General features: G+C 62.7%; 18 protein-coding genes, 1 tRNA gene and 1 pseudogene. 9 read left to right on the top strand and 11 right to left on the bottom strand.

Annotated elements, in window-relative coordinates; genetic code table 11:
* Positions 1-35 precede the first annotated feature (35 nt).
* Entirely contained in the window at positions 36-497 is a 462-nt protein-coding gene (locus D0Y60_RS14050) for a MarR family transcriptional regulator (RefSeq protein ID WP_117370578.1), read from the bottom strand.
* 85 nt (positions 498-582) lie between these two features.
* Here D0Y60_RS14050 and D0Y60_RS14045 point away from each other — a divergent pair, with 85 nt between their 5' ends.
* Positions 583-987 (top strand): GFA family protein, encoded by a 405-nt coding sequence (locus D0Y60_RS14045; protein WP_117370577.1) that lies wholly within the window; start codon positions 583-585, stop codon positions 985-987.
* A gap of 44 nt (positions 988-1,031) precedes the next feature.
* Here the strand turns inward: D0Y60_RS14045 and ilvD are convergent, their stop codons facing one another.
* Positions 1,032-2,867, bottom strand: a complete 1,836-nt coding sequence (gene ilvD, locus D0Y60_RS14040) for a dihydroxy-acid dehydratase (protein WP_117370576.1) — start codon at positions 2,865-2,867, stop codon at positions 1,032-1,034.
* A 205-nt stretch (positions 2,868-3,072) separates the two neighbouring features.
* Between ilvD and D0Y60_RS14035 the strand changes: the two genes are divergently transcribed.
* Positions 3,073-4,110, top strand: coding sequence for a GntR family transcriptional regulator (locus tag D0Y60_RS14035; RefSeq protein WP_158565491.1), 1,038 nt, complete (start codon positions 3,073-3,075; stop codon positions 4,108-4,110).
* 10 nt (positions 4,111-4,120) lie between these two features.
* A complete protein-coding gene (locus tag D0Y60_RS14030) occupies positions 4,121-4,474 on the top strand; it encodes a VOC family protein (RefSeq protein WP_117370574.1) in 354 nt (117 codons plus the stop codon).
* On the opposite strand, the gene D0Y60_RS14025 is transcribed toward D0Y60_RS14030, so the two are convergent.
* Entirely contained in the window at positions 4,475-6,004 is a 1,530-nt protein-coding gene (locus tag D0Y60_RS14025; RefSeq protein ID WP_117370573.1) for an altronate dehydratase family protein, read from the bottom strand.
* A 161-nt stretch (positions 6,005-6,165) separates the two neighbouring features.
* Between D0Y60_RS14025 and D0Y60_RS14020 the strand changes: the two are divergent.
* Positions 6,166-6,911 (top strand): annotated as a pseudogene (locus D0Y60_RS14020) (FadR/GntR family transcriptional regulator).
* A gap of 139 nt (positions 6,912-7,050) precedes the next feature.
* Here the strand turns inward: D0Y60_RS14020 and D0Y60_RS14015 are convergent.
* The gene (locus D0Y60_RS14015; protein ID WP_117370572.1) at positions 7,051-7,455 is read right to left on the bottom strand and encodes a GFA family protein; all 405 of its coding nucleotides are present in this window, start codon (positions 7,453-7,455) and stop codon (positions 7,051-7,053) included.
* 249 nt (positions 7,456-7,704) lie between these two features.
* Here D0Y60_RS14015 and D0Y60_RS24760 point away from each other — a divergent pair, with 249 nt between their 5' ends.
* Positions 7,705-7,842 (top strand): hypothetical protein, encoded by a 138-nt coding sequence (locus D0Y60_RS24760; RefSeq protein WP_158565489.1) that lies wholly within the window; start codon positions 7,705-7,707, stop codon positions 7,840-7,842.
* A gap of 28 nt (positions 7,843-7,870) precedes the next feature.
* Here the strand turns inward: D0Y60_RS24760 and D0Y60_RS14010 are convergent, their stop codons facing one another.
* From D0Y60_RS14010 to cpdR1, 4 genes are all read right to left on the bottom strand, one after another.
* Positions 7,871-8,899 (bottom strand): histidine kinase, encoded by a 1,029-nt coding sequence (locus tag D0Y60_RS14010; RefSeq protein ID WP_117370744.1) that lies wholly within the window; start codon positions 8,897-8,899, stop codon positions 7,871-7,873.
* Between the two features lie 151 nt (positions 8,900-9,050).
* On the bottom strand, positions 9,051-10,535 hold the full coding sequence (locus D0Y60_RS14005; protein ID WP_117370571.1) for a nucleobase:cation symporter-2 family protein: 1,485 nt from the start codon (positions 10,533-10,535) through the stop codon (positions 9,051-9,053).
* A 675-nt stretch (positions 10,536-11,210) separates the two neighbouring features.
* Positions 11,211-11,285: transfer RNA gene (locus D0Y60_RS14000), tRNA-Val, on the bottom strand.
* A 95-nt stretch (positions 11,286-11,380) separates the two neighbouring features.
* Positions 11,381-11,743 carry a response regulator CpdR1 gene (cpdR1, locus tag D0Y60_RS13995; RefSeq protein WP_069061148.1) on the bottom strand — a complete coding sequence of 121 codons (363 nt, stop codon included), beginning with the start codon at positions 11,741-11,743 and terminating at the stop codon, positions 11,381-11,383.
* A 191-nt stretch (positions 11,744-11,934) separates the two neighbouring features.
* On the opposite strand from cpdR1, the gene D0Y60_RS13990 reads away from it, so the two are divergent.
* Complete coding sequence (locus D0Y60_RS13990) at positions 11,935-12,819, top strand: N-formylglutamate amidohydrolase (RefSeq protein ID WP_117370570.1); 885 nt, start codon at positions 11,935-11,937, stop codon at positions 12,817-12,819.
* A 270-nt stretch (positions 12,820-13,089) separates the two neighbouring features.
* On the top strand, positions 13,090-13,863 hold the full coding sequence (gene hisN / locus D0Y60_RS13985; RefSeq protein ID WP_117370569.1) for a histidinol-phosphatase: 774 nt from the start codon (positions 13,090-13,092) through the stop codon (positions 13,861-13,863).
* 5 nt (positions 13,864-13,868) lie between these two features.
* Here hisN and D0Y60_RS13980 read toward each other — a convergent pair whose 3' ends face one another.
* Complete coding sequence (locus D0Y60_RS13980) at positions 13,869-14,831, bottom strand: alpha/beta hydrolase (protein ID WP_117370568.1); 963 nt, start codon at positions 14,829-14,831, stop codon at positions 13,869-13,871.
* Positions 14,832-15,115: 284 nt separating this feature from the next.
* Entirely contained in the window at positions 15,116-15,649 is a 534-nt protein-coding gene (locus D0Y60_RS13975) for a GNAT family N-acetyltransferase (protein WP_117370567.1), read from the bottom strand.
* Positions 15,650-15,897: 248 nt separating this feature from the next.
* Between D0Y60_RS13975 and D0Y60_RS13970 the strand changes: the two genes are divergently transcribed.
* A complete protein-coding gene (locus D0Y60_RS13970; RefSeq protein ID WP_117370566.1) occupies positions 15,898-16,359 on the top strand; it encodes an Hsp20 family protein in 462 nt (153 codons plus the stop codon).
* 61 nt (positions 16,360-16,420) lie between these two features.
* Here D0Y60_RS13970 and D0Y60_RS13965 read toward each other — a convergent pair whose 3' ends face one another.
* Complete coding sequence (locus D0Y60_RS13965) at positions 16,421-17,467, bottom strand: low specificity L-threonine aldolase (RefSeq protein WP_117370565.1); 1,047 nt, start codon at positions 17,465-17,467, stop codon at positions 16,421-16,423.
* Positions 17,468-17,984: 517 nt separating this feature from the next.
* Here D0Y60_RS13965 and gltB point away from each other — a divergent pair.
* The gene (gene gltB / locus D0Y60_RS13960) at positions 17,985-22,706 is read left to right on the top strand and encodes a glutamate synthase large subunit (protein WP_117370564.1); all 4,722 of its coding nucleotides are present in this window, start codon (positions 17,985-17,987) and stop codon (positions 22,704-22,706) included.
* The last annotated feature ends 25 nt before the right edge of the window (positions 22,707-22,731 follow it).

Genomic DNA, 22,731 nt, shown 5'->3' with positions numbered 1-22,731 from the left:
AACATTTTTAGCGCATGTCAAAGTGCAAGCGGGTCTCATCCTTCCGGTAGGGACTGTTTCTCGATGGCCTGTAACGCGGCGGTGACGATTTGTGTTGCCGATGCGATTTCTTTTTTGCCGAGTATTTCGCCCAGCGCATTGGCCCAGACGGCTTGCCGCGCCTGAATTGTTTCGAGTGCTGCCTTGCCGCTCTCGGTTAGTGCCATCAGCTTGGCGCGCTGGTGTGCGGGATTGTCGGCGTAAGTGATAAGGCCGTCCTTTTCGAGCAGGTCGGCGACGCGCTGTACGCCCTGCCGGCTCATACCCAGCGCGCGCCCGGCATCGGCGACGGTCATCGGTGCGTGATCGGCGGCGGCCAGAACTTGCCAGCGGGCGCTCGTCTGGCCGGCGGGTTTGGCCAACGCATCACCGGCAGTCTGCAGATGGCCGGCAAGGCGCAGGACGGAAATGGCGAAGGTGGCGAAAGCGTCGCCTGCGGGAGTACGATCCGGATTCATATTGACAGCATGTTGTCGTTTTGCGATGGTGAGTTTGACAACATATTGTCATTTAACGCCTGACGACGCAAGCGAGGAGCCAGCGATGCTGAAGACCTACAAGGGAAGCTGCCACTGCGGAAAAATCCGCTACGAGGCGGATATCGATCTTTCGGCCGGCACGGGCCGCTGCAATTGCTCGATCTGCTCGAAGAAGCGCTACTGGGGCGCTCAGATCAAGCCGGATGCCTTTCGCCTGCAATGCGACGAGGCGGATCTCGGCGACTACCAGTTCGGTACGATGAGCGGCCATCACCGCTTCTGCAAGAATTGCGGCATCGCGGCCTTCGGCCACGGCTATGTCGAAGAGATCGGTGGGGAATATGTTTCGATCAATGTCGCCTGCCTCGACAACATCGAGCAGAGCGAACTGGCGGAGCTGCCGATCCAGTATTTCGACGGGCGAAACAATGCCTGGTGGAACACGCCTGAGGTGACGAAGCACCTCTGAAAAGTAAACCGGGCGCGGAAGAGATGTCCGCGCCCGGCAAAAGCTTATTCCGGCAGGATGCGCACGGCACCCTTGTCGGCGCTCGCGGCGAAGGCGGCATAGGCCTTCAGCGCCGTCGTGACGTTGCGCTTGCGCGGCGCGGCCGGCTTCCAGCCGAGCTTGTCCTGCTCGGCGCGGCGGGCGGCGAGTTCGGCTTCCGGAACCGCGAGGTTGATCGTGCGGTTGGGGATGTCGATCTCGATGATGTCGCCATCGCGTACGAGGCCGATCGTGCCGCCCTGTGCCGCTTCCGGCGAGGCATGGCCGATCGACAGGCCCGAGGTGCCGCCGGAGAAGCGACCGTCGGTGACGAGCGCGCAGGCCTTTCCGAGGCCTTTCGACTTCAGGTAGCTCGTCGGATAGAGCATTTCCTGCATGCCGGGGCCGCCCTTCGGGCCTTCGTAGCGGATGACGACGACGTCGCCGGCCTTAACTTCGTTGCCGAGAATGCCCTTCACGGCCGCATCCTGGCTTTCGAAGACGACGGCGGGGCCGGTGAACTTCAGGATCGATTCATCGACGCCGGCCGTCTTCACGATGCAGCCGTCGAGCGCGATGTTGCCCGAGAGAACGGCAAGGCCGCCATCCTTCGAGAACGGATGCTCGACGGAGCGGATGACGCCCTTTTCGCCGTCAGTGTCCAGTTCGTCCCAGCGGGCTTCCTGGCTGAAGGCGACCTGGGTCGGGATGCCGCCGGGCGCGGCGCGGAAGAAGGTGCGCACCGTCTCGCTCGTCGTGCGGGTGATGTCCCAACGGTCGATGGCGTGGCCGAGCGTTTCGGAATGCACGGTCGGCGTGTCGCGGTGGATGAGGCCGCCGCGATCGAGTTCGCCGAGGATGCGCATGATGCCGCCGGCGCGATGCACGTCTTCCATGTGCACGTCGGCCTTGGCGGGCGCGACCTTGGAAAGGCAGGGAACGCGGCGCGACAGCTGGTCGATGTCATCAAGGTCGAAATCGATGCCCCCTTCATAGGCCGCGGCAAGAATGTGCAGAACGGTGTTGGTCGAGCCGCCCATGGCGACGTCGAGCGACATGGCGTTTTCGAAGGCGCGCTTGTTGGCGACGTTGCGCGGCAGGATGCTCTCGTCTTCCTGTTCGTAGTAGCGGCGCGCGAGATCGACGATCAGGTGGCCGGCCTCGACGAAGAGGCGCTTACGGTCCGCATGGGTGGCGAGTGTCGAGCCGTTGCCGGGCAGCGACAGGCCCAGGGCCTCGGTCAGACAGTTCATCGAGTTGGCCGTGAACATGCCGGAGCAGGAGCCGCAGGTCGGGCAGGCGGAGCGCTCGATGACCTTGACGTCCTCATCGGAGACCTTGTCGTCGGCGGCGGCGACCATGGCATCGACGAGGTCGAGCGCGTGGGTCTTGCCGTGCAGCACGACTTTGCCGGCCTCCATCGGGCCGCCGGAAACGAAGACGGCGGGGATGTTGAGGCGCATGGCGGCGTTCAGCATGCCGGGCGTGATCTTGTCGCAGTTCGAGATGCAGACCATGGCGTCGGCGCAATGCGCGTTGACCATGTACTCGACCGAGTCGGCGATGATTTCGCGCGAAGGCAGCGAATAGAGCATGCCGTCATGGCCCATGGCGATGCCGTCGTCGACGGCGATCGTGTTGAATTCCTTGGCGACACCGCCGGCCTTTTCGATTTCGCGGGCGACGAGCTGGCCGAGGTCCTTCAGGTGCACGTGGCCGGGCACGAACTGGGTAAAGGAGTTCACCACCGCGATAATCGGCTTGCCGAAATCCGAATCCTTCATGCCGGTCGCGCGCCAGAGGCCGCGAGCACCGGCCATGTTGCGGCCGTGGGTGGTGGTTCGGGAGCGATATGCGGGCATGGTCAATTCCTCGAGGTGGATGTGGCTGGCATATGGGCGTCTTCAAGCCGGATTGCGAGCCTTACGAGGGTTTCCCTAGCGCAAAACGCCCCGCACGTCACGAAAGGAATGACGATTTTTTGACGGTGCGACGCAATTTCCTTGCCGGCGGCCGCCGGTGTCGCGACCGTTGTCGGCATGGTGCATTCATGCCATGGTCCGCGCCATGAACGGCACGGGACAGGATTTGGCGGAAGCGGGCGCTGAGAGTGCGGAGGCGGGGCTCGACAAGAGCCCGCTCTATCTGCGCATTCGTGACGTGCTGGCGCAGGCGATTTCCGCCGGCCGCCTGCCCAAGGGCGCGCTGCTGCTGGAAGGCCCCGTCGCGACCCTCTTTGCCTCCACCCGCACGCCGGTGCGCCAGGCGCTCGCCCTGCTGGAGGAGGGCGGCATGATCAGGCGTTTCGACGGACGAGGTTTTCTGGTCGGGCAGGGCCGCAGCGGGCCGAAGCGCGTGGCACTGACGCCTGACATGCTTGGGCTGAGCGAGGAAGCGCCGGGGCTGCGTAAGGCGCCGGGCTGGGAAGCGATCTATGAGAGCCTGGAGCGGGAGATGGTGCATCTCTCCGTCTTCGGCCGGCATCGCATCAACGAGGTGGAGCTGGCGCGCGCCCGCGGCGTTGGAAGACAGGTGGCGCGCGATGCGCTGACGCGGCTCGAAGCGCTCGGTATCGTGGAGAAGGATGAGCGCATGCGCTGGACGCTGGTGCCGCTCGACGAAAGCCGCATGCGCGATCTGCACGATATCCGCGTCGCGCTGGAACCCGTGGCGCTGATGCAGGCCGCACCTTTCATTCCTCCCGCCGAGCGGCGCATGATGAGCGACCGGCTGGAGGAAGCGCTTGCCGCCTATCCCGACCTGTCGGTCCAGGCGATGGACGATCTCGAAACCGACCTGCACATCACCTGCCTCGGCTATTGCCCGAACCGGGAGCTGCTGATTGCGCTACGCCGTGCGCGTTTCATGCTGAATGTCAGCAAGCACATCATCGGCGTCTCGCACCGCATGCCCGCCGCAGAACCCTTCATCGCCGAGCATCTCGCCGTGTTCCGCGCGCTCGACGTCGAGGATATCGCGCGGGCGGCGGAGACTTTGCGCCATCACATCGTCGTCTCGCTGCCCAAGGTGATCAGCCGTGTCGCGGAACTGCGCGAGGCGCATCGCCCCGCCATTCCCGCCTATGCGATCCCGGTCGCGCGCTGAGGAGTTCCCCATGAAGGTCAAACGCATCGTCGCCAATATCGAGACGGCGGATCCGGGCACGGTCGCCCGGTTCTATGCGGAAGTGCTCGGGCTGGATTTGCTGATGGACCACGGCTGGATCGCCACCTATGGCAGCAATGGTACCATGCCATTGCAGGTGAGTTTCGCCTCGGAAGGAGGATCCGGCACGCCGGTGCCGGGCCTTTCGGTGGAGGTCGACGATATCGAGGCGGCCTATCAGGCGGTACTTGCCGGCAACTATGCCGTCGAATATGGACCGGCGGACGAGCCCTGGGGCGTGCGGCGGTTTTTCGTGCGCGATCCCGCCGGCACGCTAGTCAACATCGTCATGCACACGCAATAATCAGGTAATCGCGCCGACCTGCCAGGGCACGAATTCGTTGTCGCCGTAGTCGAAAGCTTCGCTGGCCGTCTTGCGGCCGGAGGCGGTCTCGATGACGAAGTCGAAGATGCGGCGGCCGGCCTGTTCGATGGTCTCGGTGCCGTCGACGATCGTGCCGCAATTGATGTCCATGTCCTCCTTGATGTGCTCGTACATCGGCGTGTTGGTCGCGATCTTGATGCAGGGCGCCGGCTTGTAGCCGGAGACCGAGCCACGGCCGGTGGTGAAGGCGACGAGGTTGCAGCCGCCGGCGATCTGGCCGGTCACCGCAGCCGGGTCGTAACCGGGGGTGTCCATGAAGACGAAACCCGGCTCCGTAACCTCCTCGGCATATTCATAGACGGCGTTGAGCGGCATGGAGCCGCCCTTGGCCACCGCACCGAGCGATTTTTCGAGGATGGTGGTCAGGCCACCGGCCTTGTTGCCGAAGGAGGGGTTGTTGTTGAGCTCGGCGTCGTTCTTCGCCGTGTACTCTCGCCACCATTCAATGCGGGCAAGCAGTTTTTCGGCGACCTCGGGTCGGGCGGCGCGGCGGGTGAGGAGATGTTCCGCGCCATAAATTTCCGGCGTTTCGGATAGCACGGTGGTTGCCCCCTCCTGCACGAGAAGGTCGGAGGCGATGCCGAGTGCCGGGTTGGCGGAAATGCCGGAATAGCCGTCCGAGCCGCCGCATTCCAGCGCCAGCTTGATGCCGGAGAGCGGCTGCGGCGTGCGGCGGATGCGGCCGACATCCGGCAGCATGTCGTCGATCATGGCGCAGGCCGCCTCGATCGTTTTGCGCGTGCCGCCCTGTTCCTGGATCATCATCTTGCGGAAGGTTTTTCCCTCCTCCAGCCCGGCCTCCTCGATCAGTGGGCCGTATTGGAAGGTCTCGCAGCCCAACCCGATCATCAGGATGCCGCCGAAATTGGGATTTCGGGCATAGCCTTTGAAAGTGCGCGTCAGGATGCGGCCGCCCTCGGATTTCAGGTTCAGCGCGCAGCCGCCGCCGTAGGTGAGCGCCACCACGCCGTCGATGTTCTCATGACCGGTCTCGCGGAATTTGCGGGCATAATGCTCCGCCACATAACGCGAGACCGTGGCGGAACAGTTTACCGTCGAGAGGATGCCGATATAGTTGCGTGTGCCGATGCGGCCATTGCCGCGGTCGTAGCCGTCGAAGGTGCGCCGTTCGGCCTGCGGCACCATGACGGGCGAGGCATTGTCAACGCAGAATTCATGTTTGAGTGCCACGTCGAGAATGGCGAGGTTCTGCAGGTGCACATGCTCGCCGGGGCGGATCGCCTTCGTCGCATAGCCGATGATCTGGCCGTATTTGAGCACCGGCGCGTTTTCGGCAATCGCCGCAATCGCGACCTTGTGGCCGCGCGGGATGCGTTCGACAGCGGCCACGCCGTTCACCAGCGTCCGGCCGGCATCGACATTGGCGGGCACCACGCCGACATTGTCTTTCGGGTTGAGCACGAGCACGGCGGGCACGTCGGCGAGCATAGTGTTTCTCCTAATGGGTCGGCGCATTATGCACTTTGCCGGCAAAAGTCAAAGACCGGAATTTTCATCGGCGTCAAACGGGGCCGTGGTCTCCCCCATCGGCATATTCTATGATTATCGCGTAATTGTACGATAATTTGAAATGCGAATTCGGAGGTCGCTTGGCGGAGAAAGCAAGGAGACAGGCCCAGCGGCCGCTGTCGCGCCGTCCCCGTGTACGCCATAATGTGACGGCGGCGATCGGCAGGGACATTTGCGGCGGGCGTTTTCCGCCGGGAACGGTGCTGCCGCGCGAAAGCGACCTTTGCGAGACCTATGGCGTCAGCCGCACCGTCATCCGCGATCCTTGAAGGTTCTGGAGACCAAGGGTCTTGTGCGCGGCCGCCCCAGGGTTGGCACGCTGATTTGCGACCATGCGGACTGGAACGTGCTCGACGCGCAAATCCTCGAATGGATGGGGCCGGATGTGCTCTCGGCGGAGCTTTTGGGTTCCATTCTGGAAGCGCGCCGCACGGTCGAGCCGGCCGCCGCCTTCCTCGCCGCCGCGCGCGCCACCGCGCAGGACATCGCCGATCTCGAACGGGCCTGCGACGAGATGGGCGAGGCGGAGGGTGATCTCGAAACCTTCACCGCGGCGGATGCCCGTTTTCACGAGACCCTGCTCCGGGCAAGCCACAACAAGGTCTTTCACCAGCTCTCCTCCATCATCCATGCCGCGCTTTCCTATGCGCTGCACGCCTCCAACCGGGCGTCGGCGAAGCGTGACGAGGCGCTGGATGTGCACCGCGAGCTCGTGGATGCGCTGCGGCTTCGCGACGGTGCGCGGGCCGAATCCTGCTCGCGCAATATTCTCGACCTCGCCGCGCGCGACCTGTCGGCGCTGATGGGCAAGGCGGACGAAACCTGACGCATCTCCTGCCGCACCGGCATTCCGTGATGGAGGCGGGCGAAAGCATCGGACAACGCGCCGATGGTAGAGGGCCGCGCGCTGGCCGTCGAAACCGCCGTGCACGATCTAGGATAATCTCCCGCCTCCGCATTCCGTGTCAGCCGCCCGGCAGTCCCTGCAGGTGCTCCATCGTCTCATCGAACGTGACCCAGCTGTGTTTCGATTGCTCGAAGACCGAGAGGCTGGGCGGTGCAAAAGCCGGATCGGCGAAGGCGCCGACGGCCACGCCGATCCAGGACGGTGCCGCTTCGGCTTTCCAGAAGACGGTCGAGCCGCAGGTCGGGCAGAAATGCATCCGGACGCTGCGTCCGCTTTCGGCAACGCGGATGAATTCCGTGCTCCGCCCTGAAACTTCAACGCAATCACTTGCATAGAAGGCATTGGCGCTAAACGGCGCGCCTGTTCGCCGCTGGCATGCCAGGCAATGGCAGAGTGCCGTCAATTGCGGCGGCTCGCTGAATGTCAGCCTGAGCGCGCCGCAGGCGCATTGGGCATCAGTCATGGAAGGTCCTCCCGTTGATAGGGTTCACGATGATTGGATGGAGGCTGAAGGTGCAGGCCTGCTGTGCAGGTGGTGCGAGGGGCAGAGGCCTGAACGATTTCAGGCGCGCCGTATTTTCAGATAGGGCAGGTGAGGCCGAAGTCCAGTCGGGGACCGGTTCCGAGCACGCCAGACTTTTCACCCACTATTGCGGTGGACGGAATCACCTGCGGCCCCTATCTCTTATGGGCACTATCCAAGGAGAGATTCATGCGCGCCACTTCCGGTATCATCATTGTCGCACTCGCCGTCCTGGCGCTTGCCGGCTGCAGCACCACGGCCGCCGACAACACGACCTATGCCCGCCCGGCAGCATCTGGCGGCGCGGTTTCCATCCCGCTGAACTGATCGGCGGCACCGAAAGACCTGAACGCTTCTAGACCTTGCGGAGCGGCAGGCTGATGGCGGCCCGGTAGCGGCCGCCGTTCACCGGACCGGACGTGAACCGCCACCGTTTCCCGAAACGAGCTTGCAGCCGGTCGGTGATATTCCTGAGGCCGATGCCCATGCCGGCCGCCCTGCGCCCTCCCTGTTCCACCGGGAGGTCGTTTTCGACGCTTAACACCACATGGTCCGTCTCCCGACGTGCTTCCAGCACGATGGTGACGCGTCTCGTTGATGGCCCGACGCCGTGTTTGACGGCATTTTCGATCAAGGGCTGAAGAATGAGGTTCGGTACCAGCGCGGCCTCAAGCTCCATCGGCAGGCGGATATCGAAAGCCATGCGCTCCCCGAAGCGTTCGCGCTCGATTTCGAGATAGTCACGTTGCAGCGCGATCTCCTGAGCCAGCGGCACGTCGTGCAGCGGGTTAATCGACAGAGTCGTTTGCAGGAAACGCGACAAGGACAGCACCATGCGGTCCGCCCGCCCTGCCGATCCCTCCTCGATGAGACCGGCGATGGAATTCAGCGTATTGAATAGAAAATGCGGATTGAGCTCATAGCGCAGCGCTCGCATTTCCGCGTCCAGCCTGCGGCGTTGCGCATTGAGCAGCGAAAGTGCCGCCACATAGAACCCGAAGACGATGACGTTCCAGATCATGCTGAACCGGAACTGCAGGAGGGCTTTCTCCCAAGTGTTGGCAATCGCAAAACCGGGAACGCTGTTGCCGCCGGGCAGGACATGCGGGCCGGCCAGCATGATGATGGCGATGTCGAGCATGGCCTGGCTAATGCCGGCAAGGACGACGGCGAGGATGCCCAATCCGATGGCCAGTCCTTTCGGCTGGTTTTGAAGGTGCTGGAGTATCCTTGCCAGAACGAGGGCGAGCAGGATGCTGCTCAGCCAGCCCGGAGCGATGAGCGGCAGGCCGCCCGGCAGCATCAGAATGTCGTTGATGGACAGTGCTGTCCACAGGGTGACCGCCAGCACAAGCGCCTCTCGCCCACTCAGCATGCCTGCCATGAAAACTCCCGAGCTGCCGTTCCGGCCGTCGATCAAACGCCGTGCTTTGCTATGCATTGGAAGCGGGGAGAGGAAAATGCCCTTGTAACCCTTTTGCACGAAAACCCGGCTTGCGATCGCAAGCCGGGTTTCGATGGAGTGCGGACGACGCTTAGTGCGAGTCGGCCATGCGGGCTGCTTCCACTGCGGAGGACTGGCTGAATCCGATGCCGTTGAAGAAGGCGTTGAGGATGACGGCGACGATGGAGGCAAGCACGATGCCCGATTCGATGATCGGGTGGATCGCATGCGGCATCCACATCAGGTAGTTCGGTGCCAGAAGCGGGATGAGACCGAAGCCCACGGAGACGGCAACCACGAAGAGGTTGTTGCGCGAGGACTTAAAGTCGACATTGGCGAGGATGCGCACACCCGTTGCCGCGACCATGCCGAACATCACCAGGCCCGCGCCGCCGAGCACGAAGGTCGGAACTGCCTCCACGAGGGCGCCCATCTTCGGGATGAGGCCGAGGATGATCATGATCACGCCGGCCGCCACGCAGACATAGCGGCTCTTCACGCCGGTGACGCCGACGAGACCGACATTCTGCGAGAAGCTCGTATAGGGGAAGGTGTTGAACAGGCCGCCGATCATCGTACCGATGCCGTCGACGCGCAGGCCCGAGGTCAGCTGCTGCTGGCCAATCGGCCTGTCGGTGATTTCGCCGAGTGCCAGGAACATGCCGGTCGATTCGATCATCACGACGATCATGACGAGCGCCATGGTGGCGATCAGCACGGGTTCGAAGATCGGCATGCCGAAGCGCAGCGGCGTGACAACGGCGAACCAGCCGGCGTCACCGACGCGGTCAAAATGCATCAGCCCGAAAATCGTGGCCGCGATGCAGCCGATGACGACGCCGGCAAGCACCGCGATGTTGCTGATCAGGCCCTTGCCAAAGCGGGCGATGAGCAGGATCGAGATCAGCACAAGGGCCGAAAGTGCGATATGGCTCGGCTCGGCATAAACAGGGTTGGAAATGCTCGGCGCGATGGCAAGCCCATCTGGAACGGCCGGACCGCCTGTCTTGGCGAGTTCCTTCATCTGCGTCAGCCAGGCGGCATGCGCCGGGTCGATCAGCTTGGGCGCCGTCGGGCCGAAGGGATTGCCGAAGGTCCAGTTGATGCCGACGCGCATCAGCGACACGCCGATGACGAGGATGATCGTGCCCGTCACGACGGGCGGGAAGAACCGCAGAAGGCGTCCCATGAGGGGAGCCAGCAGCAAGGCGATGAAGCCGGCGCCGATGATGGCGCCAAAGATCATGCGGGCTCCGTCCGGGCCGGGATTGAGCGTGGCCATGGATACCATGGGGCCGACGGACGCAAAGGTGACGCCCATCATGACCGGCAGGCGGATGCCGACATGGCGGCCGACGCCGAGCGACTGGATGATGGTGACGAGGCCGCAGACGAAAAGGTCGGCCGAAATGAGGAAGGCCACGTCCTGCGGGCTGAGCTGCAGAGCCCGGCCGACAATCAGCGGCACGGCGACAGCGCCCCCATACATGACGAGGACATGTTGGATGCCCAGCGTCGCGAGCCTGCCAACGGGCAGTTTCTCGTCCACCGGGTGTATGCTGGATGCGTCGCTCATGGATACTCCTCCTATCACGTTGACCCTACCTGTCCCGTCCTCCAACGGGCGGGGCATCCTTTGCACGGCGATTGTGCGCTGCAAGCAGAGTCAGGCGATAAACACTTTACGTGTTTCAGGGGTAATCCCGCAGCCGGGACGTGCCGCTATTTTCTGAGCAAAGCTTAAATATCGACGCATTTTCAGGAGGTTGACGCCAGATTTCTCTAGGAAACGGCTCTTCTTTTTTCTTATTTCAACGCACAAGATGAGCCGCCGTCAACTGTTTCCTGCGCGGCATATGTGTATTTCCCGCATCTGCCCCGCTGTCGTGCGAGACGCCCAACCGAGTGTCGTGAGAAGTGAAAATCCGCCTGAAAATCAGGCTTTCCGTGCCCCAAGTGGCGAAGTTACGGCGCCGCTGCCTTTTTGGGGGCGGCTTCTATCAATATGCATGCGCACGTATTCGATTCAAGAATGCCCCCCGCTGGGACGCTCGACGACGCCGGAACCCGGGAAGAAAGCATCGTTATGTCGAAGCGAGGCCTCGCCTGCGATCCTATTCTAAAATGTTGAGCGCCAGTGATCGGTCTTTGCCAGTCATGACATCACCGAATAAAAACAGAAGGAAGTTCCTTTGCTTTTCTGCAAATGCGAAAGACCTCGACGGTTTCCCGACGAGGCCTTTAATTCGAATGGTGGGCGTGACAGGGATTGAACCTGTGACCCCTACGATGTCAACGTAGTGCTCTCCCGCTGAGCTACACGCCCATCCGATGAGGGGCATAGACCACAAAACATCCGGCGGCGTCAATAGGCTTTTTGTAGCTTTTTTTATACGCCGTTTTTGTGGTCTTTTCCGTGGCTTAGGCGGCCAGCATCTTGTTGACTTCGTCGACGAGGTCACGCAGATGGAAGGGTTTCGACAGGACCTTGGCGTCCTTCGGAGCCTTGGAATCCGGGTTCAGCGCGACCGCGGCGAAGCCGGTGATGAACATCACCTTGAGATCGGGATCAAGCTCGGTGGCACGGCGCGCCAGCTCAATGCCGTCCATTTCCGGCATCACGATGTCGGTGAGCAGAAGCGAGAAGGGTTCCTCGCGCAGCCGGTCATAGGCGCTGGCGCCGTTGTCGTAGGACAGCACCTGGTAGCCTGCCTTTTCGAGCGCCTTCACCAGGAACCGGCGCATGTCGTTGTCGTCTTCGGCGAGGAGAATCTTGGGTGTCATGGAGTTCGGGAACCATTGCTGAAGGTTGTCGGCCCGCGGACGGGCGGTTCTGATACACAAACGTATTCCGGTAAATATCCGGTGAATGTGGCAGGGCAAGGCCTATGCCCAATGTTCTCAGTATGGACAGGCGGGCATGCCGCTGGCAACATGGGCGACGCAATGATTTCACGGCATGGTAAAGGACGATAATGGCGGGGGCCCAAAGCGAAAACAGCCATTTCGAAGTGCTGGAGCCGGTTTCGCAGAGCGTGCCCCTCGTCTTCAACTCGCCCCACAGCGGCCGCCGTTATCCACAGGGCTTCCTCGCGCAGTCGCGGCTGGATGCGCTCGGTATTCGCCGTTCGGAAGATCATTATGTCGACGAGCTGTTTTCTGTCGCGCCGGCGCTGGGCGCACCGATGCTGATCGCGCATTTCCCGCGCGCCTGGCTCGACGTCAACCGCGAGCCCTACGAGCTCGACCCGCGCATGTTCGACGGCGCGCTGCCCTCTTATGCCAATATCAATTCCATCCGCGTCGCCGGCGGTCTCGGCACCGTACCGCGGGTCGTGGCGGAGAATATGGAGATTTACCGTCATCGTTTTCCCGTCGAAGAGGCGCTGGAGCGGGTAGAGACGGTCTACAAGCCCTATCACGACTGCCTGCGCCGCCTCGTCGTGCGCACGCATCTCGCCTTCGGTTTTTCGGTGCTGATCGATTGCCATTCCATGCCGGGCAATATCCGTGTGGCGGGCTCGGGGCTTCGGCCGGATTTCATTATCGGCGACCGCTACGGCACCAGCGCCTCGGGCGACCTGTCGCGCACGGCCATGCGACTGCTGGAGGACATGGGCTTTACCGTCGTGCGCAACAAGCCCTATGCCGGCGGCTTCATCACCGAGCATTACGGTCGGCCCGCCAAAGGGCTGCACGCCCTGCAGATCGAGGTGAACCGCGCGCTTTACGTCGATGAGACGACGCTCGCCAAGCGGCCGGACTTTGCTGTGCTGCAGACGGCGATCTCCGCCTTCCTGCAGGACTTTTCCGAGCATGTCGAGGAATATGCCGCAGACCGGGCGCTTGCCGCCGAATAGGCTTGCTTCCCTTTCAAAAAAAACCGCGCTTGCGGCGCGGTTCAAGTCTAGGGAGGAAACACCCAAGGAGGGTATTTACAGTCGGTGAAGACTGTAAGGAAAAGATAATGTTGCGCCGCACAAGAGTCAAGCGCAACTGCGGGATAAGTTTGCAAATCGGTAAGCAAGATTATTGCGTCCGCCATCAGGCCGTTTTTGCGTCAATCCGGTTCCGTTTTGCCCATCGATGCCGTATTGAGAGGCGTGAAAAATCCCTTCGAGAGAGCCTCCATGTTGCCTGATCGTGCCTTTTTCGACCTTCTTGCCGAGGCGGCCAAGAAGGAAACCCTGCCGCGCTTTCGCGTCGGCGCCGATGTCGTCAACAAGGAGGCAGCTGGTTTCGACCCCGTGACGGAGGGCGACCGCAACGCCGAGACGGCGATTCGCGCGCTCGTCGAACAGCATTTCCCCGATCACGGCATTCTCGGTGAAGAGCATGGTTCGGTCGGCCTCGATCGCGAATATGTCTGGGTCATCGATCCGATCGACGGCACACGCGCCTTCATTTCCGGCGTACCGGTCTGGGGCACGCTGATCGGCCTCTATCGCAACGGTGAAGCGGTGATGGGTCTGATCGACCAGCCCTTCACCGGCGAGCGTTATTTCGCCGATGGCAAGGCCTCGCATTATGCCGGGCCCGACGGCAAGAAGGTTCTCTCGACGCGCGCCTGCAACAGTCTGTCGGATGCGATCCTGTTCACGACGTCGCCGCATCTGTTCAAGGATAGCGGCAGGACTCGATTCGAGGCCGTACAGGACAAGGTGCGGCTGTTCCGCTACGGCGTCGATTGCTACGCCTATGCGCTTCTGGCGGCGGGACATATCGATCTGGTCGTCGAATGCGGGCTGAAGCCCTACGATGTCGGTGGCCTCATACCCGTCATCGAGCAGGCAGGCGGCATCATCACGACCTGGGATGGCGGGCCGGCGGAAAATGGCGGCGAGATCATCGCGGCCGGCAGCCGCGCGGTCTACGATCAGGCCATGGCCATCCTGAATCCTTGATGTGATCAGGCGCCGAGGTTGGTTTCCTCGGCGTCGCTGCCGGGAATGAAGGCGTCGATCGCAGCCAGAGCCTGGGCGCGGAACCGGTCGGATTCCTGGAACAATTCATGTTTTGCGCCGTCGATCTCGATGAGGCGGGCGGCGCGGAAAATGCGGGCGAGGTTGCCGATCGTTTCGCGCGGCACCAGCTTGTCGGCGGTGGGGCAGAGAATGAGGGTCGGGATGCGGATGCGCGTCAGGTGATCCTGATGCGTCACGCGCGCCATGGCCTTCAGCGTCTCGTTAAGCCAGCGCGCGCTCGGCCAGCCGATCGAGAGTTCCGGATGTTCGGTGAAGATCGCCGTGTTGCGGGCGAAGCGCCGCGCATCCGACGTGACGACATTGTTTGCGAAATCGAGCGATGGGGCGCCCTTGCGGAAGGTGCGCCGGCCAAGGCCGAACAGCGAGGCGAGGCGGGCGATGACGGTGATCTTGCGCTGGCTCATCGACTGGCCGCCGAGCGCGATGAAGGGGGCGGCAAGCACCATGCGCTCGATGCGGTTTTCCAGCTCCGGCGCCTGCGAGAGGGCAACGAGGGCGCCCGTTGAATGGGCGACGATGTAGAAGGGCAGGCGGGCATCCGGCAGCACAATCTTTTCGAGGAAGAGCGCGAGATCGGCCTCGTAGTCGGAAAAGCGGGCGACATGGCCGGCGGGGCTCGGAGAGAGCAACCGGTCCGAACCGCCCTGGCCGCGCCAGTCGAACGTGGCGACCCACAGGCCGCGCGCCGTCAGGTCGTTGATCGTCTCGAAATATTTTTCAATGCATTCGCTGCGGCCGCCCAGCAGCACGACCGTGCCCTTGGCTTCGCGCTGTTTAGAGCGGAACACGGCATAGCGGATCTTCACGCCGCCGCGGCCTTCCATAAACCCGGCGAAGTGGTTTTCAGGAACCGGATTGTCGGCTGTGGCGTGGAGGATGGGATCCATCTGGCAGACAGGTCTCGGCAAGCGTCGATGAAAGATGGTGTTATGGAAGATGGATAGGCGCTCGCTCCGGCGCCGTCAAAGAAAAAAGCCGGATGCATGTGGCAACGGGGGTGGCGCACATGCAGTCCGGCCGCAATTTAACCGGGGAGGAAGGGACGTTACACCCCGGTCGTCAGAAGTTTTCGCTTCCGATGCTGCGGTTCTAGCAGCGCGAAGCTGAACGCTGTCCGAAGCGGCCGTTCATCCGGCGTTCATCTGCCGAAATCTTTTGAGGGAATAAGAGGTCAAGTGCCGCGCCAATCCGCGCGGGCCAGCTCGTACCAGACCTCGCCCTGCTCGCTGCCGGGGATGGGATCGGGCCAGTCGATGTGTTCGGTGCGCGTGTGGCGCATGCCGAGCTTTTCCATCACGCGACGCGAGGCTTGGTTCACCGCCATCGTGGTCGCCACGATCCTGTCATAGCCACCGCCCTCGAAGCCCCATTCGACCAGGGCTCGTGCCCCTTCCGCTGCCAGCCCCTGGCCCCAGTCCGCCCGGCGCAGGCGATATCCGAGTTCGGCCAGCGCTGTGCTCTCCGGCCACAGGCAGAGCCAGCCGATGAAGGCGCCGTTGGCTGTGCGCCGCGCCGTCCAGACATAGGGCTCGGTGCCGTCGGGCATCAGGAACGTCGCGTTGGGATCGGCATTCGCACGATCGACGGGGTTGCCGCCGTTGAGAAAACGCATGACATCAGGATCGCGTTCGAGCGCGATGAAATCGGCGCAATCATCCGGCGTGCAGGGGGTAAGCGTCAGCCGGTTTGTGTGCAAAACGGTCATATCGTGGCTCTCCAGCGCAGGAGCACTATGCCGGGATTCGTGCCCGGTTCCAGATCCAATACAATTTGCATTGTGCCTCTTGAACGCCCGAAAACGCGTTCCCATCTCATCGTCACGGGCGCCGAAAGGGTCCGTCGAGGTTTCCGTCGCCACTTCAAGGGACGGAGCCGGATGAACCGGCCGCACCCTTTTTGAAATCAGGGGCGGCTTTTTGGAAGATCGCAACCGTTGCTCTGAAGGAGGACACCATGCGTCACGTCGATTTCTCCCCCCTTTACCGTTCCACCGTCGGTTTCGACCGTCTCTTCACTATGCTCGACAGCCTCGGCCAGCCCGATCAGGCCCAGAGCTATCCGCCCTACAATATCGAACGCACCGGCGAAAACACCTATCGCATCACCATGGCGGTAGCCGGTTTCGACGAAAGCGAATTGTCGATCGAGGCGCGCGAACATGCGCTGACCGTCAAGGGCGAGAAGAAGGACGAAACGGCTGACGAAAGCCAGTATCTCTACCGCGGCATTGCCAAGCGCGCCTTCGAGCGCCGCTTCCAGCTCGCCGATCATGTGGAAGTCCGCGCCGCTTCGCTGAAGAACGGCCTTCTCCACATCGATCTCCTGCGCGACATTCCGGAAGCCGCAAAGCCCCGCCGTATCGAGATCGCCGCCGTCAGCCGCGAAGCCAAGCAGATCGAAGCCCAGAGCAACTAAGCTCCGGCCTTTCGATTGGGAGTGAAGAGGGCGGTGCCGCAGGGCACCGCCTTTTTTCGTGTCAAAGTGCCGAGAGGAAACTGTCGACGTCGGCTTCCGTTGTCGCAAAGCTCGTGACGAGGCGGATCAGCGTTTCGTCGTCGCGCATCGTCGCCTTGACGTCCGGCCCGGCCGGCCAGTCGTAGAAGACGGCGCCCTTGTCCTGCAAAGCCTTCATCGCGTCGTTGCGGATGATGACGAAGAGCTCGTTGGAGCCCGTCGGCCAGGCGAGGCAGGCGGTGTCGGACGTGGCGAAGCCGGCGGCAAGACGGGCGGCCATGCCGTTGGAATGGCGGGCGAGCTCAAGCCACAGGCCGTCGCGGAAATAGGCGTCGAATTGCGCCGCGATGAAGCGGGACTTCGAGAAGAGCTGGGCGGAACGCTTGCGCAGGAAATGCATCTGCTGCGCCTTGGACGTGTCGAACAGCACCAGCGCCTCGGCGCACCAGCAGCCGTTCTTCGTGCCGCCGAAGGAGAGGATGTCGACGCCGCGCTTCCAGGTCATGTCCGCCGGCGTCGCGCCGAGATGTGCAAGCGCGTTGGCGAAGCGCGCGCCATCCATATGGAGCGGCAGGCCGGCTTTTTTCACGACATCGGAAATCGCTGCAATCTCATCCAGCGTATAGGCGGTGCCGGCTTCGGTGGCCTGGGTGATGGTGACGGCCATCGGCTGGCCGCCATGCACGAAATTCGGCGGGAAGCGGCCGATGGCGGCGGCAAGGGCGTCCGGCGCGATCTTGCCGGCCGGGCCGTCGATCGGCACCAGCTTGCTGCCGGCGGCGAAAAATTCCGGCGCATTGCATTCGTCGACATTCACATGCGCTTCGCGGTGGCAGAAGACCTGCCCGCCCGGCCGGTTGAAGCTCGCCAGCGCCAGCGAATTGGCCGCCGTGCCCGTTCCGACAAAGAAGACGGCGACATCGCGCTCGAAAATCTCCGAGAAGGTCTTTTCCACACGCTTGTCGAGATCGCTCGTGCCATAGGCGGAGGCGAAGCCGCCGGAGGCATCGACGAGGCTCTTTGCGATGTCGGGATGGGCGCCTGCCCAGTTGTCGGAAGCGAAAAACATACTGTTTCCAATGCGAATTGACGGTTTTCGACGACCATAATGCAGAAACACCGTCAATCAATCGGCGTATCGGTGTGAAAAACGCGCTTTCCCAAATATTGAAACTTCCGGAAATTTTTTTGAGCGGAGTCGTAATTAAATTTCAAGGCTCCGAAAAAGTGGGTAATTTTTCTTCATGAGGTGGTGTTTATTTGGCATGATGGTCTTGTGGTGGCGGGAGGTTTCTGGCATAGGACTCGTGAAATAGGACAGGGCTACTGTCCTATTTCGGTCAAAAGACCGAAACGGCGCCGTCCTGCAGGGATGCGGATGCGCCGGACATGGCCCGGACAGGGAGCAGCGCGCTCCACACCGTTCGACGCCGGGATGGTCCGATGATCGTTATCTGGTCGGCCATCCGTTCGATCAGGCTCAGGAAGAATGCGCTCGGTGACGGGCTTGCCGGAAGGCAGGTCGCTGTCACACGGGCGAAAACGAATGTCCGCAGGATGCGGGCCCCACAGAAGGGACGACGACGATGGAGAAGACCCAAGCATATGATTTGCGGCAGACCCGTGCGCAGACGACTGCGACGGGCGCCAAAACGCGCGCTTCCGCTCCGGGTCTGCCAAAAAAACAGGGACTCTACGATCCGCGTAACGAACACGATGCCTGCGGCGTCGGTTTCGTGGCGCATCTGAAAGGCAAGAAGTCGCACCAGATCGTCAAGGACGGGCTTTTCATGCTCGAGAACCTGACGCATCGCGGCGCCGTCGGCGCAGATCCGCTGATGGGTGACGGTGCAGGCATTCTTGTCCAAATTCCGGACCGCTTCTTCCGCGAGGAGATGGCAAAGCAGGGCATCACCCTGCCGAAGGCGGGCGAGTATGCCGTCGGCCACATCTTCATGCCGCAGGACGAGAAGCTCGTTGATTATTTCAAGAAGGTCATCGGAGATGTCGTTGCCGAAGAGGGGCAGGTCCTCATCGGTTTCCGCGACGTGCCGGTTGATAATTCCTCGCTGTCCAAGGCACCGGAGATTGCCGCCACCGAGCCGCGCCATGTCCAGGTCTTCGTCGGCGCCGGCCGCGAGGCCGCGACGAACGGCGAGTTCGAGCGCCGCCTCTTCACGCTGCGCAAGGTGATCTCCAACCGCATCTATGACGAATACGAGGGCGAAGAGAGCAACTTCTATCCCGTCTCGCTCTCTTCGACGACTATTGTCTACAAGGGCATGTTCCTCGCCTATCAGGTCGGCGCCTATTATAAGGACCTCGCAGACCCGCGCTTCGAGTCCGCCGTCGCTCTCGTGCACCAGCGCTTCTCGACCAACACCTTCCCGTCGTGGAAGCTCGCGCATCCGTACCGCATGGTCGCCCATAATGGCGAGATCAACACGTTGCGCGGCAACGTCAACTGGATGGCAGCCCGCCAGGCCTCCGTGTCCTCGCCGCTGTTCGGCGAAGACATCACAAAGCTCTGGCCGATCTCCTACGAGGGCCAGTCGGATACGGCCTGTTTTGACAACGCGCTCGAATTTTTGGTGCGCGGCGGCTATTCCATGGCGCATGCGGTCATGATGCTGATCCCCGAGGCCTGGGCCGGCAACCAACTGATGAGCCCCGAGCGGAAGGCGTTTTACGAATACCACGCCGCCCTGATGGAGCCGTGGGATGGCCCGGCTGCCGTCGCCTTCACCGACGGTCGCCAGATCGGCGCGACGCTCGACCGCAACGGTCTGCGTCCGGCCCGCTATCTCGTCACCGATGACGACCGCGTCATCCTCGCCTCCGAAGCAGGCACGCTGCCGGTCAAGGAAGAGAGCATCATCAAGAAGTGGCGCCTGCAGCCGGGCAAGATGCTGCTCATCGACATGGAAGAGGGCCGCATCATCTCCGACGAGGAGGTGAAGTCCGCGCTTGCCGAGAAGCACCCCTATCGCGACTGGCTGGACAACACCCAGATCATCCTGGAAGATCTCGGCCCGGTCGAGCCGCGGGCGCTGCGCCGTGACGTTTCGCTGCGCGACCGCCAGCAGGCGTTCGGTTATACCCAGGAAGACACCCGGCTGCTGATGTCGCCCATGGCGACGACGGGGCAGGAGGCGATCGGCTCCATGGGCACGGATACGCCGATCTCGGCCATGTCCGACAAGACCAAGCTGCTCTATACCTATTTCAAGCAGAACTTCGCGCAGGTGACGAACCCGCCCATCGACCCGATCCGCGAGGAACTGGTCATGAGCCTCGTCTCCTTCATCGGCCCGCGCCCGAACATCCTTGACCATGGCGGTGCCGCCAAGGCCAAGCGCATGGAAGTGCGTCAGCCGATCTTGACCAACGGCGACCTCGAGAAGATCCGCTCGATCGGCCATGTCGAGGACCTGTTCGACACCAAGACGCTCGACTTCACCTATGACGTCTCGCGCGGTGCCGAAAGCATGCCGGAAATGCTCGACCGTCTCTGCGAGCGCGCCGAGCAGGCCGTCGGCAGCGGTTACAACATCATCGTGCTCTCCGACCGCCAGATCGGACCGGACCGCGTGGCGATCCCGGCGCTGCTGGCAACGGCCGCCGTGCACCACCACCTGATCCGAAAGGGGCTGCGCACCTCGGTGGGCCTTGTCGTCGAGACCGGCGAGCCGCGGGAAGTGCATCATTTCTGCCTGCTCGCCGGTTATGGTGCGGAAGCGATCAACCCTTACCTCGCCTTCGACACGCTCACCGATATGCACAAGCGCGGCGAGTTCCCGAAGGAGGTGGATGCGGAGGAAGTCGTCTACCGCTACATCAAGGCGATCGGGAAAGGCATCCTGAAGGTCATGTCCAAGATGGGCATCTCGACCTACCAGTCCTATTGCGGCGCGCAGATCTTCGACGCCATCGGCCTGTCGTCCGAGCTGGTCGACAAGTTCTTCTTCGGCACGGCGACGACCATCGAGGGCATCGGCCTCGAGCAGATCGCCCGGGAGACCTTCAATCGCCACAAGGCCGCCTTCGGCCGCGACCCGCTGCTGGCCAACACGCTCGATATCGGCGGCGAATATGCCTATCGTATGCGCGGCGAGGAGCATGCCTGGACGCCTGACGTCATCGCCTCGCTGCAGCATGCCGTTCGCGGCAATGCCGCCGACCGCTACAAGGAGTTCGCCGAACTGGTGAATGCCTCGTCGCTGCGCATGAACACGATCCGCGGCCTGTTCTCTATCAAGGGCGCGGAAGCGGCCGGCCGCAAGCCGATCTCTATCGACGAGGTCGAGCCGGCGGTCGATATCGTCAAGCGCTTCTCGACGGGGGCCATGTCCTTCGGCTCGATTTCCCGCGAGGCGCACACGACGCTGGCCGTCGCCATGAACCGGATCGGCGGTAAGTCGAACACCGGCGAGGGCGGCGAGGAAGCCGACCGTTACCTGCCGCTGCCGGATGGCTCTTCGAACCCCGAGCGTTCAGCGATCAAGCAGGTCGCGTCGGGCCGGTTCGGCGTGACCACCGAATACCTCGTCAATGCGGACATGCTGCAGATCAAGGTCGCGCAGGGTGCCAAGCCCGGCGAGGGCGGCCAGCTGCCGGGCCACAAGGTCGATGCGACGGTCGCCAAGACCCGTCACTCCACGCCGGGTGTCGGCCTCATCTCGCCGCCGCCGCACCATGACATCTATTCGATCGAAGACTTGGCGCAGCTCATCTACGATCTGAAGAACGTCAACCCGGAAGCCGATATCTCGGTCAAGCTCGTCTCGGAAGTCGGCGTCGGCACGGTTGCCGCCGGCGTCGCCAAGGCGCGCGCCGACCATATCACCATCGCCGGCTTCGACGGCGGCACGGGCGCCTCGCCGCTCACCTCGCTGAAGCATGCTGGTTCCCCCTGGGAAATCGGCCTTGCGGAGACGCATCAGACGCTCGTCCTGAACAAGCTGCGTTCGCGCGTCGCCCTTCAGGTCGACGGTGGCCTGAAGACCGGCCGCGATGTCGTTATCGGCGCGCTGCTCGGTGCCGACGAGTTCGGCTTCGCCACCGCGCCGCTGATCGCGGCCGGCTGCATCATGATGCGCAAGTGCCACCTCAACACCTGTCCGGTCGGCGTTGCGACGCAGGACCCGGTTCTGCGCAAGCGCTTTAAGGGCACGCCCGAGCACGTCGTCAACTACTTCTTCTTCGTTGCCGAAGAGGTGCGCGAAATCCTGGCTTCGCTCGGCGTCCGCTCGCTGAACGAGATCATCGGCGCCTCCGAACTGCTCGAGAAGGAGACGATGATCTCGCACTGGAAGGCCAATGGTCTCGACTTCAGCCGCATCTTCCACAAGGTCGATGCGCCGAAGGAAGCGACCTACTGGACCGAGCGGCAGAACCACCCGATCCACGACGTGCTCGACCGCAAGCTCATCGAGCAGGCCAAGCCTGCGCTTGAGGCCAAGACGCCCGTCGCCTTCGAAGTCGATATCAAGAATGTCGACCGTTCGGCCGGCGCGATGCTGTCGGGCGAGGTCGCCAAGCGCTACGGCTTCAAGGGTCTGAAGGACGACACGATCTCCGTGAAGCTGCACGGCACGGCCGGCCAGTCCTTCGGCGCGTTCCTGGCGCGCGGCGTAACCTTCGATCTGGTGGGCGCGGGCAACGACTATGTCGGCAAGGGCCTGTCGGGTGGCCGCATCGTGGTGCGCCCGCCGGAAGGCAACCGCGCGGTGCCGCATGAATCGATCATCGTCGGCAACACCGTGCTCTACGGTGCGATCTCAGGCGAGTGCTACTTCAACGGCGTGGCCGGCGAGCGTTTCGCCGTGCGCAACTCCGGTGCGGTCGCCGTCGTCGAGGGCGTGGGCGACCACGGCTGCGAATACATGACGGGCGGCGTCGTCGTCGTCATCGGCCAGACGGGGCGCAACTTCGCGGCCGGCATGTCGGGCGGTGTCGCCTATGTGCTGGACGAGGAGGGGGATTTCGCCCGCCGCTGCAACATGGCGATGGTCGAGCTCGAGCCCGTGCCGGAAGAGGACGATATGCTGGAGAAGCTGCACCACCACGGTGGCGACCTCATGCACAAGGGCATGGTCGACGTGTCCGACGACATGACGCGCCATGACGAGGAACGGCTCTATCAGCTGGTCTCGAATCACCTGCACTATACGGGCTCGCCGCGGGCCAAGGAGATCCTCGACCACTGGGCCGAGTATCGTCCGAAATTCCGCAAGGTGATGCCGGTCGAATACCGCCGCGCGCTCGAAGAGATGGAGCGCATGAGGATGGGGATCGCTGCCGAATAGGCGGCGGTCCACTCCCTTCACTGAC

Source organism: Shinella sp. WSJ-2 (genome assembly GCF_003432075.1).
In the GTDB taxonomy this organism is placed as follows: Bacteria; Pseudomonadota; Alphaproteobacteria; order Rhizobiales; family Rhizobiaceae; genus Shinella.
Note: the sequence above shows the minus strand (reverse complement) of the source record. Positions and strands in the feature narration are given on the sequence as shown.

What these genes read in the sequence shown, in the direction of transcription:
- D0Y60_RS13975 (WP_117370567.1), bottom strand. Translation starts at nt 15,649, where the DNA reads ATGACCGTTTTGCACACAAACCGGCTGACGCTTACCCCCTGCACGCCG.
- D0Y60_RS14045 (WP_117370577.1), top strand. Translation starts at nt 583, where the DNA reads ATGCTGAAGACCTACAAGGGAAGCTGCCACTGCGGAAAAATCCGCTAC.
- ilvD (WP_117370576.1), bottom strand. Translation starts at nt 2,867, where the DNA reads ATGCCCGCATATCGCTCCCGAACCACCACCCACGGCCGCAACATGGCC.
- gltB (WP_117370564.1), top strand. Translation starts at nt 17,985, where the DNA reads ATGGAGAAGACCCAAGCATATGATTTGCGGCAGACCCGTGCGCAGACG.
- D0Y60_RS13965 (WP_117370565.1), bottom strand. Translation starts at nt 17,467, where the DNA reads ATGTTTTTCGCTTCCGACAACTGGGCAGGCGCCCATCCCGACATCGCA.
- D0Y60_RS14030 (WP_117370574.1), top strand. Translation starts at nt 4,121, where the DNA reads ATGAAGGTCAAACGCATCGTCGCCAATATCGAGACGGCGGATCCGGGC.
- D0Y60_RS14015 (WP_117370572.1), bottom strand. Translation starts at nt 7,455, where the DNA reads ATGACTGATGCCCAATGCGCCTGCGGCGCGCTCAGGCTGACATTCAGC.
- D0Y60_RS14005 (WP_117370571.1), bottom strand. Translation starts at nt 10,535, where the DNA reads ATGAGCGACGCATCCAGCATACACCCGGTGGACGAGAAACTGCCCGTT.
- D0Y60_RS13970 (WP_117370566.1), top strand. Translation starts at nt 15,898, where the DNA reads ATGCGTCACGTCGATTTCTCCCCCCTTTACCGTTCCACCGTCGGTTTC.
- D0Y60_RS14025 (WP_117370573.1), bottom strand. Translation starts at nt 6,004, where the DNA reads ATGCTCGCCGACGTGCCCGCCGTGCTCGTGCTCAACCCGAAAGACAAT.
- D0Y60_RS14050 (WP_117370578.1), bottom strand. Translation starts at nt 497, where the DNA reads ATGAATCCGGATCGTACTCCCGCAGGCGACGCTTTCGCCACCTTCGCC.
- D0Y60_RS13980 (WP_117370568.1), bottom strand. Translation starts at nt 14,831, where the DNA reads ATGGATCCCATCCTCCACGCCACAGCCGACAATCCGGTTCCTGAAAAC.
- D0Y60_RS24760 (WP_158565489.1), top strand. Translation starts at nt 7,705, where the DNA reads ATGCGCGCCACTTCCGGTATCATCATTGTCGCACTCGCCGTCCTGGCG.
- D0Y60_RS14035 (WP_158565491.1), top strand. Translation starts at nt 3,073, where the DNA reads ATGAACGGCACGGGACAGGATTTGGCGGAAGCGGGCGCTGAGAGTGCG.
- D0Y60_RS13990 (WP_117370570.1), top strand. Translation starts at nt 11,935, where the DNA reads ATGGCGGGGGCCCAAAGCGAAAACAGCCATTTCGAAGTGCTGGAGCCG.
- D0Y60_RS14010 (WP_117370744.1), bottom strand. Translation starts at nt 8,899, where the DNA reads ATGGCAGGCATGCTGAGTGGGCGAGAGGCGCTTGTGCTGGCGGTCACC.
- hisN (WP_117370569.1), top strand. Translation starts at nt 13,090, where the DNA reads ATGTTGCCTGATCGTGCCTTTTTCGACCTTCTTGCCGAGGCGGCCAAG.
- cpdR1 (WP_069061148.1), bottom strand. Translation starts at nt 11,743, where the DNA reads ATGACACCCAAGATTCTCCTCGCCGAAGACGACAACGACATGCGCCGG.